Raw genomic sequence first — 15,567 nt, 5'->3', positions numbered from 1 at the left:
ACCGCAAAATTCATCGAAGGCTTGGCGGTACCAATTTGATTTCCTTTGCAATCGTATAAGTTTCCAACCGCTCCCCAACATTCATATCCTTTATAACGTGGGTCAATATCAATGGCCAAAGCTCGTCCAACGTCTTTACTTTCACCATCAACGCCCCAAAGTGGCGTGCCCGTTTTTGCATCTCTAAATTCGAGTCCGTAAGCACCATACTTCGAAGGGCTTTCGTGCGACTGCCAGATTTCTTGGCCTTCACGGTCGGGGTCCATATCGGTCATGTGGAGTGCATCGCCGTGTCCCAAATGATTTTCGTATAATCCTTTTCCGTCATCATCAATGGCACTACTTCCGTTAAAAATTTCGTCTTTGCCGTCGCCATCTACATCGCCCACCGTCATTTGGTGATTGCCTTGGTATTCGTAATTTTTGTTGTTATTATCACTATCAAAAACCCAACGAGAAGTTAGTTTTCCATCACGCCAGTCCCAAGCGGCTCTTACTAAACGAGTGTAATAACCTCGCCCCATCACAATACTCGGGCGTTGACCGTCTAAATACGCAATAGCGGCAATGTATCTATCCACTCGATTTCCGTAATTATCTCCCCAACTTTCAACCGTTCCTCGGGCGGGCAAATAATCGGTTGTTGCCATTGCTTCGCCCGTTTGTCCATTGAAAATGGTCAGAAATTCGGGACCAGAAAGTACGTAACCTGTTGTTGTACGATAATCAGCTTTATTATCGCCAATGAGTTTTCCTTTTCCATCAATTGTTCCATCGGCAGTTTTACAAGCGATTTCTGCTTTGCCATCAGAGTCAAAATCATAGACCATAAATTGTGTGTAATGCGCTCCAGCACGAACATTTTTACCTAAATCAATACGCCATAAGTGCGTTCCATCCATTTTAAGAGCATCCAAATAAACGTTGCCCGTATACCCTTTTTGAGAATTATCCTTCGCATTTGAAGGATCCCATTTCAAAATTATCTCATATTCGCCGTCGCCATCCACATCGCCCACGCTACAATCATTGGCGTTATAAGTGTATTCTACGCCATCGGGCGTTGTGCCACCTGTGGGAGCTTTCAGCGGAATATCTAAATATTGTTGCTCCCAAACTTCTGCTTTTTCGGAGTCTTTTTGTTCAATATTATTTACGACAGCTCGCACCGTGTAAATACCTGTATTTTCTGAACTATCAATGAAGTTAGTGGTAATAGCTAAAGGCGTAGTGTTTATTTTTTTACCGTCTCGGTAAACATTAAAAGTGGTTGTAGTGGGTTCTGTACCCCATAATCGCCAAGTCAAAAATATTTGATTTGGACTTGTCCGCACGGCTACTAATCCTCGATTAAGGTTTTCCATATACCGTTGGGAGAAGCAAAAAAAGGAAGAAAGCAGTAGGAATATAAATAGTTTTAGGTTCATCAATTTGTTGATTTGTTGAAACATTAACCGCCGACAGGGTTTTAAAACCGCTGTCGGGGTTATGTAAAAAATCCCAATTTTATTATTATGTACTATTTTGAAAAGTTAACTACATTATTTAATTTGTTATTTCAACTTCTCGAAAGTTCTTTCAGAGAATTCAACTTCCCGAAAGTAGAAATAACTTTCGGGAAGTTCCCCAATCAGAAAACTAATTACACAGTGTACTTAATTATAGCCCGCATTTTGTTTCCAGAAACCAGGGTTAATATTCATTTCGTTTAATGGAATGGGGAAAATGAGGTCATTTTCATTAATCGGTTTTGCCAATTTGATAGAATATATTTGCGCAAAAGCGTTCATTACTTCTATGGCTCTTCCTGTGCGTACTAAATCATGCCAACGTAAACCTTCGGCGGCAAACTCTAAACGGCGTTCCTGTTCCATGGCAAAACGAAATTCTGACTGTGTTTTTGGCGCAATTACCGTAGCTTTTGCAAACGTGCGAACCCGATTTAACACAACATTGGCATCCGTCAATAAACCTTGTTCGTTTAAGATTTCAGCGTACATTAACAAAACATCATTGTAACGTACAACGGGGAAATTAGTCGCATAATCTCGGTTGTTTGTTGGTAACGTTGAGCCTTTTTCCAAGAATTTAGTAAACTGAACTCTCCCCGATTTAGCAAGTGTTTTTGTATCTGTGTAACCTGAATCTAACGTAGCTACTTTGCGAACATCCGTTTTACCGTAAGCCGAAACTAACAAGGGGTCTGGCTCACCGTCAAAACCATCAATTGGTTGAAAAGCAGACCATTGTGAAGGATATTGAAACGCTTGAACTGCAGGAACTTGATTCCCTAAACCTGTTCCTCCCGAAATATATTGAACCTCAAATACATTAGATTTATTTTTACCAGCTATGGTGAAAAGGTCTTTGTACGTAGCAGGGAAAGTAAAATATTTAGCTTCTTGAGCAATGATATCGGCTAATTCTTTTTTCGCTAAATCTAATTTATTGGCTTGTTTGAGTGGAAATCCTGCCATTGTTAAATACACACGAGCCAACACTGCTTTGGCAGCGTATTTTGTTGCTCTGCCTTTATCAACTGCGGTGTATGTTTCTGGTAAAATCTGACTTGCTTGTTGAAGGTCATCAACGATTTTTTTGTAAACCTCCTCACGAGGCGTTCTTACCGTAAATTTGGCATCATTAATCGAAAGTATTGTGGTAACTAATGGCACATCACCCCAAAAACGAACTAAGTCGAAATAAGCTAAACCTCTAAAATAACGAGCTTCTGCTTGCATTTGAAGGGCAAGAGCACTTTTAAATTTTGTGCTTTTTTCCAAAAGAATATTCGAACGATAAATCACCGAATATAAATTCGTCCAAGCCGTTTGTAAAGCACCCGTTTGCGAGGATGCTTGAAACAAACCAATATCAGCCCAATCTCTTTGAGCACCACCACTATTAATTTCACGAGTATTATCAGCACGAACTTCCGATAAATACCAGTTTGAACTTACTGGAACGGTGTTATAAGCGTTATAAATTGATAACGTAGCTTGGTTGAGTTGGTACTCATCTACGTAAAAATCGTTGGCTGTATTATTAGTAAGGGGCGTAATTTGGATGAGGTCTTCTTTGCAAGAGGTCAATCCGAAACATAGCCCAGTGATTATTATTAATATCTTTTTCATGATTTTTTCTATTTTTGAATTAGACTGCCTGTCCGTTTTGGCGGTAGTGGCGTATCGCATACGCCCAGTTACAATATACATATACCAATGGGCGTATGCGATACGCCAAAACCCTAAAACCGTTAGACAACCTAATTTTTGCCACATACTTTTTATTTTACCTAAAAATTTACAAGTTCAAGTTAAGACCCAATGAGAAGGTTTTTGCTTGAGGGTATCCACCGTAATCACCGCCTTCGTTATTGGCTGCTTCGGGGGTATAACCTCCAGCGTAGTTGTGCCAGATAAAAGCATTTTCGACTGAAATAAATACACGAGCAGCAGTAAACCATTTTTGTTTTGGAATAGTATAGCCGAATGTGATATTTTTAACTCTCAGATAATCAGAACTATACAACCAACGAGTGTCATAATATGCTCCCGTAGTGGCAAGCATACTTGGGGTCATACCATCACCGGGGCTATCGGCAGATTTCCAACGATTTTCCCATTTCGCCAATTTGTTATACAAATACCCCATGCCTGGACGGTCAATTGATCGACCAATCATTGAGTAAATCATACCGCCTAATTGGGCGTTCATCAATACTGAAAGTGAGAATTTTTTGTATGAAAAATCGTTTCTAAAACCAAAAGCAAAGGGTGCTTGCGGATTGCCTTTGATAACTCGGTCATTATTGTCAATGATACCGTCACCATTTACATCACGATATTTTGAATCTCCAGGAACAGTTTTAGCCATTTTTGGACTTGCATCCACATCCGCTTGATTTTTATACACTCCAATTACATCATATAATTTGAAGGCAAATAAAGGTTGTCCTACTTCAATTATAGAAGTTAAACCAGAGAAACCAGAAGCAATTGGCGTATTATCGTAACCAATCCGAATTACCTGATTGGTGTTGTAAGACGCATTAATCGTTGACATCCAATGCACTTGTCCGATGTCATTTTTAGTATTCAAATTAAGTTCAATTCCTTTGTTAAGAATATCCCCCACATTTTGCCAACTCGACGTAAAACCTGTTAAAGATGAAACAGGAGCTCTTAACAATAAATCGGTGGTGGTACGAGTATAATAATCAAGTGAGCCTTGAATGCGTCCTCCGAAAAGACCAAAATCTAATCCTGCATTATAACTCGTATTGGTTTCCCAACCTAAATTACGGTTCTCGAATGAACCTGGGGCATAGCCCGAATAAATGAGGTTGTTAAGGGGATAATTAGCGGTACTCAGTAAAGCAAATTGAGCGTTAGACGGGATACGATTATTGCCCGAAATACCATAACTGGCACGCAATTTTAGGTCAGAGATGAAGCCAATACCTTGCATAAATCTTTCCTGTGAAACTTTCCAAGCTACCGAAGCCGCTGGGAAAATCCCCCATTGATTGTCCGCCCCAAATTTTGAAGAGCCATCTCTTCTTAAACTCGCTGAGAATAGATATTTATCCTTAAAATCATACTGAACTCGTCCAAAATACGAGAGCAAAGCCGTTTTATCGGCAGAAATACTTGACGTAGAAACCGTAGAAGATGTTTGGTCAAAGAGATTCGACCAGTCATTTGGGAAACGAGTATTTGTTTGAATACTTCCCGAACCGTTCGTTGTTTCAACCGAATAACCTAATAAAGTTACGATATTGTGATTTTTGATTTGTTTTGAATAATTAAGCGTTGCTTGTCCCAAATAACGAAAGCCAAAAGTTTCTGTTCTGGTAGAAACTGACGAATAACCAGCATAAGGCACCGTTGACCAATCTCTGATGGCATTCGTCGGTTGCCAACGGTCATTTAAAAATGAGTTATTATCCATCCCTCCCAATATTCTAAGGCTCAATGATTTAGCCAGGCTAACATCCAAATAAGCATTGGCATTTAGGCGATTACGAGTACCATTCGTTTGAATACGTTCCAATTGAGCAATGGGACTCCAATATCTTCCCGACCACGGATAAGTAGGATAAGGTTGAGCGCCTGCATAAAAACCTACGCCCAGTGGACTAATTGGCGGCTCTTGAATGGCTTGCATTGCCGTATTATCCTTTCCATCTACTGCACCCGATCCATTTAACCATTCAATTGAAGGAGCGAGCGTCAAACCGAATTTGAGGTAATTATTGATTTTAGCATCAATATTTGCCCGTAAAGTTCCTCTTTTATAGCCTGTATTTGCGACAATCCCCGTTTGGTTGATATAACTTCCAGAAATGCTAAAATTCATATTATCCGTTCCACTCGAAACAGCTAAATTATAATTATCTAAAATACCCGTGTTGCCAAAAAACGCTTGATTCCAATCCACATAATCCAAACTATCTTTGCCATACGCCCATTTTGGATCGTACATATAAGTTGTGTTGGGCGTAGAAAGTGGAATCGCCAATTCAGAAGCTCTAAATGCTTGTGTATCAGTTGCTTTATAGTCTTTTTTCAATGAAACACCACGAGTAACCCACGATTCATCAACGCCTTCTTTTCGTTGTTGAATCCATTGTTCAGGATTCATCATGTCAATTTTCCCTTCCTTCTGCATGACACTTTTGGTAACATTAAATTGGATATTTAATTTACCTTTATTGCCTCTTTTGGTGGTAATAATCACCACACCATTCGAACCACGAGAACCGTAAATTGCTGCCGAAGCTGCATCTTTCAATACGTCAATTGATTTTACATCACCAGGATTCAAACCTCTAATATCATCCACTGGCACGCCATCAATTACATACAAAGGGTCATTGGAAGAGTTGATTGAACCCGCTCCACGCACCCGAATCTGAATATCTCCTCCTGGTTCACCCGAGTTTGTGCGCACATCTACCCCTGGTAATTGTCCCGCCAAAGCATTTTCTAAACGAGAAATTGGACGGTCTTCGATGTCTTTTGCGGATAAACTTGCTGCCGCACCCGTTAAGTTATTGCGCTTTACTTCGCCGTAACCCACCACCACCACTTCCGACAAACTCATTTCATCGGGTTGTAGCGTAATATTTAACTGTGTTTGTCCATTAACCGAAATTTCTTTCTTGACAAAACCCACCGACGATAAAACCAACGTGGCTTTTGGGTTTGTTACTTTGATGGTAAAAACACCATTCGAATTGGTGGTGGTACCAACGGTTGTTCCTTTGATAATGACGTTTACGCCCGGTAAAACCTCATTTTTATCTGCTGAAGTAACCGTTCCTTTCAACTCTTGAGCCAGAAGCCCTTGAGAGAATAAGAGGGAAAATCCTAACAGCATCCATTGTAGTAAATTTTTAGTCATTTTTTGATAATTGAATTTGGGTGAAAATATAAATTATTAGTGTCTTTACGACACATAGTTGGATATTCTAAAACACTTTAAAAGAATAGTTCTTTGATGATTTATAGGGGAATTAACTCTTGGTTTTAGTATAAATCCTTGTTGAACCATCACTAATTTCCATCTGGTTTTATCACGGGCATTGCAGGACTTGCGGGAAAATTCCACGTTTGCCAATCATCGGGTTGATGGGGGTCAAAAGTGGAGGTTGCTTGTAAGTATTTGGCAATTGGTAATTGTATTTTTCTCATTTCCTCAATCATACATTTTGCCAATTGATAAGCTCCGTAATTACTAAAATGGGTATCATCAGCAATGGCTTTTTCTTGGTTCGGGTACGTTTCTGAGGGAACATGAACGAAGGCTTTTTTAGACGATTCTACTCCCATACTTTCCCACAGAGTTTTACTAATGGCATTCAAATCAATCAATGGTGCATTTTCCTCTTTAGCCGTTTGTCGCATTGCTTCTGGAAAATCGCCCAGTGTGTTGACAATTTGCCCCGATGAGTCAAAATTCCTACGGTGCATCGAGGTTACTAAAACTGGAATTCCACCTTTTTCACGAGTTTTAAAAATATATTCTTTTAATAAATTTTTATACTCAAAGAATGGTCGAAAATCCTTGATTTTTTGGTCATTATGAGCAAATTCGATAAATAAATAATCCCCTTTTTTCATGAGAGAAAACACTTTTTCTAACCTATTTTCGCTCACAAAACTCTTCAATGACTCTCCCGATTCTACATGATTAGCAATGGCAATTTTATACGGTTCAAAAAACCGAGGAATCATCTGTCCCCAAGCCGTAAATGGTTCTGCAACTTGGTCAACCACGGTAGAATTTCCTGCTAAAAATACCGTAATTGCTTTATTATTAGGTTTGATTTCGATACATTGCACGACAGGATTTTTTCCACAAAACTCAAAAGTCAACTGATTATCCCAATGTAAATAAGTCAGTTCTCGGGGTTTTAATTTAATACTTTTTGTCTCATTAATCTTAGCATTTCTAAGATTAACTGTGAATATTTTTTTGATAATTTCTCCTTTGTGAGTTTGTATTTTTTCAAGAACCAATCTTCGATTTTCAACTTTAATCGTTGTTTCAGTGGCTTCATTTTTACTTCCCAAATACATCGTTACATCATAATTTCCTGCGGGTAAATCGAGGGTAAAAAAATGATTATTTGTACCTTTAACATACCCAAAAGGTTTGGCTGAGGTATATAGTTGCGCTGGGCTAATGGTTACAAAGCCTTTTTTATCTGATATTCCAAAATTGAACTTTTGAGGCACTTGGGCAAATGAATAATGAGTCATTAACCCAATCAAGAAGAGAAGTTTTTTCATTTTTGTAGCAACTGAACCGAACTATCGTTTATCTCAAATTTCTTGTTTTTCAATAAATTAATTATCTCCGAACCCGCTAAAATAACTGGGCCATAACCGTGAGCAGCGAATGGACTTATTGGACGGTGGTAATAAAAAGCGGGGTCAAAACCCATGCCTGTTCCAACGCAAGTACCCTCAACTTGACCAGCATCGTTAATTTTAGTAGCTACGGCATTCCAGCCTAAAAGTGCCATTGGAGCATAAGCAAGCCCGTCTATCCAACCACGATTGATAGCACGAGCAATGGCAAACGTATAAATTGCCGTAGCCGAAGTTTCAAGATATGAATCTTGACGGTCGAGTAATTGATGCCAAAAACCCGAACCCGACTGGTAACCCGCCAAGCCTTTTACATGGGCTTTCAATAAGGCCAAAATCTCGGGACGAGCGGGGTGATTTTCTGGTAAAACTTCCAATAATTCAACTTTGGTAAGAATGGCCCAGCCGTTGGCTCTCGCCCAGTGAAATTGTGGATGTTCAGTCATGCCTTCAATCCAACCGTGCATATATACGTTCTTGTCTTTGTTGAACATTTTTTTAGAAAAAGACAACACTTGACGAGCAGCTTCATCGTAATATTTTGCTTCGCCAGTGAGTTTTCCCATTTGTGCTAAAGCGGGAATTCCCATGAACATATCATCTAACCAAACTGAATTTGGTTGCGGACGATTTCTTGCTAAAGTACCATCTTTCAAACGATGTTCCTTATTCAAAATATAGTCGATGTGTGAATCAATTAATGGACGAAAATTGGCTTTACTTCCATTTCGAGAGGCCTTAATCATGGCGGCGCACATGGCTCCACAATCATCCAATGCGTGAGGAGTCAACAATCCTTTCAAAGGTCCTTTTGTTCCCCAATCGGCGTGATTTTCGGTTGTTTTTTTGAAATATGGTGCGGCATTGGCGATAAATTGCAGGCGTTTTTCAGAATATTCTTTGAAACGATTATCTCCCGTAGCTTGACTTGCCAGCAACATTGCACCGTAAGTAACGCCCCATTCATAACTCACAATTCTATAATCACCTTTCTTTAAAGCGGTATTTTCGTCGATTTTAGATAAATCAGTAAGGGTTTCGCCCGTTTTTGAATTAATGAATTCGGCTGGTGTTACTTCATTAAGATAATGATGAATTTTGTCTAAAACGACTTTTATCTCTTCTGTTTTAGGAATTCCGTAAGCAATTGGATAATCTGGTTTTAGCAGGTGAAGTGGTGTATTAGAATCATTGGCATTCGTTACATTTCGTTGAGAAAAAAGTAACGTAACATGAGTAAAGAAAGCAAAAAATAAGAATATGTGTTTTTTCATTATTACGATATTATTTTGTCGTTTTCGGATGATTAAGAAGCGAGATAAAATATCATGTTTCTTGAATAAGTTATATTTATTCATCAAAAGTAAAAAGACTTCTACCCCAAACCGTCCTGTACTCTACTACATGAAAGTTGATATTTACGGTATTATTACATCTATTTTAATCACTCACATAAGGATATTATTTACGCCATTTTTTTACCCAATTTGGATACTCTTTTTCTACTAAATTTTTAGGCCAAGTACCATAATAAGCATACCCAACCCGTCTTTCATTTTCAATTTCTGCTAAGGTGTTTTTAGGAATACTATTCCGTCCTGTGAAGAAAGGTTTTCCCGTTTCAAGGTCGTAAAATCTTGCCCAAACCGTTGAATTGGGGTCTTCTACCACAATTCGGTCTTTGCCTTTTGGCTGACTTGCATCGGTGATATCTTTGATTTTAATGCCCACAATTTTTACGGATTCCAACCAAGTTACGGCGGTATTAATGGAGTTTTGAATTTCGGGAGAAGGGTTTTCTATCGTCATTAAAAATCGAATAATCCCCACACTTTCATTGCCCGAAAGAGAAGGCAATTCAAACATTCTGGCTTTGGCAGGTTTCAAGGTCTGGCAGTCGTGTTGAGCGCACCAAGCCGTCAATTTTCCGTTTTGGATAAACTGCGTATTCAAAATACATTTTATGCCTTTTTCGACGGTAATTTTTGCCTTTTGCGAGAGCGATTTATCAATTTTTTCAAAATTATTTGAACATTCAGCAGCATATTTTAAAACCCACATTACGTCAATCATGGCGTTATCGTTATACGTAATATGTTTGTGATAACCACTCGAATCGGGATAAAACTGTCCCCAACCTCCCGCTGAATTTTGGGCATTTAATAAATATTTAATACCACTTTCAACGGCTTTTAAATAAACTGGGTTTTGCGTTTTCTGATAAGCACTCGCCAGACCCTTTATCTCCCGAGTAGTTGCTTGATCGTCGATAGTGGCATCCAATAATGGTTTTTCAGCTAACAAAGTGGCTTTTAATTTACCAGAAATGGGTAATTCGTATTTAATTGGGTCACCGTGGGGCTGCGGGAAACCGCCATTATTGCGTTGATACAATAACATTTTTTCAGCCGTAGAATCGGTCACAACTTGTCCTTGTAATGAAAAAGCTGCTAAAATTAAAAATGCAATGAATGATATGTTCTTAACCATGTTGGTGGAGGCGTATAGTAAACACCCCGATATAGACGTAAAAAGGCGTATGCCATACGCCTCTACTAATTTTTACGGAAATTTATTTCTTCGATGATTTGTAAGAAGAATTTTCGAGAAGTCATGTTTGGAAAATGACTTCTCGAATAAAATTTATCTTTAATATCCAGGGTTTTGTCTCAATCTCCCTTGGTACGAATCAACCGTTGCTTGATCGAAAGGAAATAATTCACTTTTGCCTGATACAAATAATCTTGCTATTGCTTTATCTAAAGTCACCCCATCAATTACGTTGGTCGTTAAGTGCTGTCCCCAATCCAAGCGAGTCCAACCCGTTGGAGCGGTTGTCAAAGCAGTTGGTTTATAAAATGAGTTAAGAAATTGGATTTCTTCCCCATTATTTTTCCAGAAAATATACTTCGGCACATTGGCAAAAGCGCCTTTGGCATCACGCATATTTTGAATTTTAGTACGAGCTTCATCAATTTTTTGGGCTAATAAATTCCAACGAATTAAGTCGAATTTACGAATTCCTTCACTACCAAATTCTAAATAACGCTCATTAGTAAGGGCATCAAAAAATCCTGCTTTATCGGTTGGTGTTTTGCCAATTTTAGTTTCATTTTTGTAATAAGCTCTTTTTCGTACTTCTTCAAAAGCTGAAATTGCAGCGGCGGTTGGCGCTCCATTCAATTCATTTTCTGCTTCGGCAAACATCAATAATACGTCCGAGAAACGAATCATTGGCCAGTTATATCCTGGGTTCAAAGCCGTTCCTGGCAATAGTGGATTTCTCCAATCTTTTCTGAATTTGCCATCGGTTAATTCTGCCAAACGACGGGGTGCTTTGATGTTAGTGGCAGCAATCGAATATAAAGTTACAGTTACATCACGGCGAGTATCCGTTGAATCAAAGGCATAAAAATAGTTGGGCAATGCCAACAAACCGCCTCCGCCTGTTCCGTATCTTGAGGCAGCATTTACCGAAGGTCCATTATAATTTGCCATACGACTATCCGACGTTGAGTTTGAACCACCCGCTCCCACTTCAAATATGATTTCACCCGCCGGGTCGTAGGTAAATGAACTCAAATATTTCTTCCAAATATCCTCAAATATTGGGTTTAATGTATGTTCTGTACGTTTTGCCAATAAATCAGCAGATTCGTCACGGGCAATTTTGTAGTACGTCAAATAATCAGCGTTACGTTCTAATTTTCCAGAACTACGCAAAGAATAACCTCCTCTGAACAACGCAATTTTTGCCCGAAGTGCCTTAATTGCTCCTTTTGTGATACGCTCATTTCTCACAGGAATTTCCGAACGCCAACCCACAAGGTCAGTAGCAATTTTCAAATCATCCAAAATTTTCGTGTACGTGACGTCACGGTCAGCTTGCGGAATAAACAAGTCGGCTTGTTTATAAGCAGGTATCATGGGAGCGGGTACATCGCCCCAATTACGGATTAATTCAAAGAAAAATTGGGCTCTTAAAGTCAATACTTCTCCGTGCAAACGCCGTAATTCCTTTTTCTCAGCGTCCGTTCCGTTGCTATAAAGTGCCATCGTTGGAATTTGCTCAATGCACAAATTGGCTTTTTCAATCCCTCGATATAATTGTAAAAATGGGTTTCTGATTTCGGTATTCGTTAGGAGTAATTGGTAACGCCCAATTCCTCTACGGCCATTATCCAAGTTTCCCGAAACGATAATTTCGTCAGAATCGTAAGGATAATACATATTGATACGGATTCCGTAACCATTATCGCCCATGAGTTCATCGTAAACGCCAATCACCGCATTGGTGGCATTGGGAACATTTGAAAACGCATCAGCCACGCTAATTTGCGACTTCGGCTGTACTTCCAAGTAATCTTTACAGCCCGAAATAATGAATATTGCGACTGTGAGTATTGATATTTTTTTGAATATATTTTTCATTTTGATCTATATTTTGTCATTATTTTCGTGGGTATACGTCTATACTTTACCCACAGAATCATTCTACTTAAAACGTCAAATTCACGCCAAAAACCCACGTTTTAGCTCTTGGATAACCTGCAAAATCAACGCCTTGCGTAAGTGGATCATTACGACGAGTGTTTACTTCTGGGTCGTAACCTGAGTATTTCGTAAAAGTCGCCAAATTGTTCACCGTTCCGTAAATTCTCAATTTTGAAATTTTTGCTTTTTTAACAATAGAATTCGGTAAAGAATAACCCAAAGTCAAGTTATTGATACGTAAAAATGAACCATCTTCCACCGCCCACGAGTGCAACCAATAGCGTTGTACACGTACAGGCGACCATATTTCGGCATTTGCGTTAAGAGCTTTCAATTCGGTTGGGTCTGATACAACTGCTCCAGCATCATTAATATTAGTGAAGCGATTTTTCATCATGTTGAGCATATTCAAATTTGGAAAAGCGCCATCTGTCATTTCGATTTTGTTGGCATTATAAATATCATTACCCACCACAAAGTTCACAAAACAGCTCATATCAAAGTTTTTGTAAGTAAATTGATTGCTCCATCCACCTTGAAATGCGGGGTTTGCATTACCAATTACGGTACGGTCTTTATCGGCAGTTACCAAACCATCACCGTTCAAATCTTTCCATTTCAACATCCCAGGTTGCGGTGTTCCGTAAACCGAATTAACTGGAATTCCTGTTTTGAGCGTGTAAACTTTGGTGGTGGCGTTGTAGTCAAAATCATCTACTTTATACATGCCGTCGGTTACAAAACCGTACATCAAACCCACTGGCTCGCCAACTTTTACTAAATAATCATCCGCTCCGTCAGAACCTTGCCATCCCGAACTACGAGTTTGTTGGGTGATTGTTCCTAAACTGGTAACGGTATTTTTATTGGTTGAAATGTTGAAATTAGTATTCCACGTAAAGTCCTTTCTTTGGGAAATATTGGCACTTACTTGCAATTCGAGTCCTTTGTTGGTGGTTGAACCCAAGTTTTTGATTTGCGAAGAATATCCCGAAACTGGTGGAATAGCCACGGCTAACAATAAATCTTTTCCTGAGTTTTGGTAAGCATCAACGGAAACTTGAACTCTATTATTCAAAAATGATAAATCTAAACCTAAGTTTTGCGTAACACTTGATTCCCATTTAAGGTTTTCATTGGCTAAAGCAATGGGTGCATAACCTGGCAAAACACTGTGATTGAGCGCATATTCACCCGTTACCCCGTATAATTGTTGGAACAATAAATCACCGATACGGTTATTACCCGCCATTCCGTAACCAAAGCGAAGTTTACCATCAGAAATCCATTTGCTATCCTTCATAAAGGCTTCTTTGGTAAATCTCCAAGCGAATGTTGCCGAAGGAAAAACCAGAGAACCATTGTCATATTTAAACTTAGAAGAACGGTCAGAACGCAATGAAACGGTCGCTAAATATCTATCGTCGTAGCTGTAAGTTGCCCGTCCGAACAATGAGAATAAACGGTTGGCAGGCAATACATTGGAAATTGGTCTCGCCTGAGACGCACCACTCGGCGGTGAGCCAAGTCCCATATTAGCCAAGGCTTGGTCAACCTCAATATCGGCAGGGAAATAACGAGTTTCAATTGTTGTACTTTTTGCACTATAATCGTAAATTTCTTGACCTACTAATACGCTTACATCATGCTTTGTCCCAAATTTTTGAGTGTATTGTAAGGTATTTGAATTATTGAAAGTAACCGCATTTTGATTAAAAATCGTCGCTACTGGCAATGAAGCATAATTGCGAGCCGTAGAAGTAATTTTAGAGAAAAAATTATCATTTCTTACATCGTTATTATCCACACTAAACGTTGATTTAAAGACTAAATTTTTTAAAATATTGTAAGAAAAATAAGTACTCAAATTGATTGCTTTCGTATAAGCTGCCTGATATTCAGCCTGCGTAATAAGTACCGGATTTACCAAACTACCTGATGAAAGATAAAGGTCATTATCAAAATCATCAATCGCTGGACTTACCCCTGATAAAAATGGACGATACTGAACTGAGTGTCTCAAACGGTTGGTCGCTTTTGTACCACTTCCCGAAGTTCCCGCTCCATTAATCGTTTGATTCAAATATCGAACATTGAATCCTACACGCAGTTTTTCTGAAGCTTTATGATCAATTTTAAAATTGGCTAAGTAACGCTCAAAACCTGATTCAAGCAAGATTCCGTCCTCTTTATTGGCCGTCAAACTAAGGTTGAAACTGGTTTTTGCATCTCCACCATTGAGGGTAATATTATGATTTTGATAAGCGGCTTTTCTACCAAAAACTTCATTCTGCCAACTCACGGGCGTAGTCGTTTTATATTGATTAATATTATCCCAAGTTCCGTATTGGTCACTGTAACTCTTTTCAAGCACCGCATCACCTCTGCTTCTTTCGTACTGCCAACGCACATAGTCGTAAGGACTCATTACGTCTAAAGTTTTGAAAATTTGTCTGAAACCCATTGAGCCATTATAGCTCACCGAAGTTTTTCCGTTTCTGCCCGATTTAGTGGTAATAACCACCACACCATTGGCTCCTCTTGCTCCGTAGATTGCCGTGGTTGAAGCATCTTTAAGGACGTCAATATTGGCAATATCTTGGGGAGAAATGAACGAAAGTGCATTTTCAACTTGAATACCATCTACGATATAAATGGGAGAATTATCCTGCGTAATCGAACCGCCTCCACGCACACGAATCTGAATGGCAGCCCCAGGAGCGCCTTCCGAAGTGGTTACCTGAACCCCCGCTAATTTACCTGTAAGTGCTTCAGCCGCATTTGTTAAAGGAATATCTCTGAGTTGTCTGGCTCCCACCGATGATACCGAACCCGTTAAATCACGACGATTAACGGTTTGATAGCCAATCACCACCACTTCGTCTAATGCCTCCACCGTAGGAACGAGGGCGACATTTAATACAGAACGGTCTCCAATTTTGATGCTTTCGCTGGTATAACCAATAAAACTCAACACAATCGTTGCATCATTTGAAACTTTCAAGGAATATTTTCCTTCGCCGTTAGTAGTCACACCTAAGGTTGTTCCTTTTACTACAATACTTACGCCTGGTAGTGCTTCGGAAGTATTTGCATCTGTTATTTGCCCCGTTATTTGGCGAGTTTGTGCGCTGGTCTCTACCCAATAACCAAAGAGACAAAGGCATAATAGTAATATTTTTTTCATTGCTTA

8 protein-coding genes are annotated in these 15,567 nt (G+C 39.2%); all 8 read right to left on the bottom strand.

What is annotated here, in order from left to right; genetic code table 11:
- A partial coding sequence (locus AC1W31_RS13135) for a rhamnogalacturonan lyase (protein ID WP_481734913.1) occupies nucleotides 1-1,364 on the bottom strand: 1,364 nt, incomplete at its 3' end.
- 291 nt (nucleotides 1,365-1,655) lie between these two features.
- Nucleotides 1,656-3,281, bottom strand: a complete 1,626-nt coding sequence (locus tag AC1W31_RS13130) for a RagB/SusD family nutrient uptake outer membrane protein (protein ID WP_481734912.1) — start codon at nucleotides 3,279-3,281, stop codon at nucleotides 1,656-1,658.
- A 22-nt stretch (nucleotides 3,282-3,303) separates the two neighbouring features.
- Nucleotides 3,304-6,408, bottom strand: a complete 3,105-nt coding sequence (locus tag AC1W31_RS13125; RefSeq protein ID WP_481734911.1) for a SusC/RagA family TonB-linked outer membrane protein — start codon at nucleotides 6,406-6,408, stop codon at nucleotides 3,304-3,306.
- Nucleotides 6,409-6,560: 152 nt separating this feature from the next.
- A complete protein-coding gene (locus AC1W31_RS13120) occupies nucleotides 6,561-7,799 on the bottom strand; it encodes a rhamnogalacturonan acetylesterase (RefSeq protein ID WP_481734910.1) in 1,239 nt (412 codons plus the stop codon).
- Nucleotides 7,796-9,154: a glycoside hydrolase family 88/105 protein gene (locus tag AC1W31_RS13115; protein ID WP_481734909.1), complete on the bottom strand. Its 1,359-nt coding sequence runs from the start codon at nucleotides 9,152-9,154 to the stop codon at nucleotides 7,796-7,798. The genes AC1W31_RS13120 and AC1W31_RS13115 overlap by 4 nt, the downstream gene beginning before the upstream one ends.
- Before the next feature lie 187 nt (nucleotides 9,155-9,341).
- Entirely contained in the window at nucleotides 9,342-10,370 is a 1,029-nt protein-coding gene (gene pelA / locus AC1W31_RS13110; protein WP_481734908.1) for a pectate lyase, read from the bottom strand.
- A gap of 159 nt (nucleotides 10,371-10,529) precedes the next feature.
- Nucleotides 10,530-12,311 carry a RagB/SusD family nutrient uptake outer membrane protein gene (locus tag AC1W31_RS13105; protein WP_481734907.1) on the bottom strand — a complete coding sequence of 594 codons (1,782 nt, stop codon included), beginning with the start codon at nucleotides 12,309-12,311 and terminating at the stop codon, nucleotides 10,530-10,532.
- Between the two features lie 67 nt (nucleotides 12,312-12,378).
- Nucleotides 12,379-15,561 carry a SusC/RagA family TonB-linked outer membrane protein gene (locus AC1W31_RS13100; protein WP_481734906.1) on the bottom strand — a complete coding sequence of 1,061 codons (3,183 nt, stop codon included), beginning with the start codon at nucleotides 15,559-15,561 and terminating at the stop codon, nucleotides 12,379-12,381.
- Between the last annotated feature and the right edge of the window lie 6 nt (nucleotides 15,562-15,567).

Source organism: Arcicella sp. (assembly GCF_964672035.1).
This window is presented reverse-complemented; position numbering and strand designations above follow the sequence as displayed.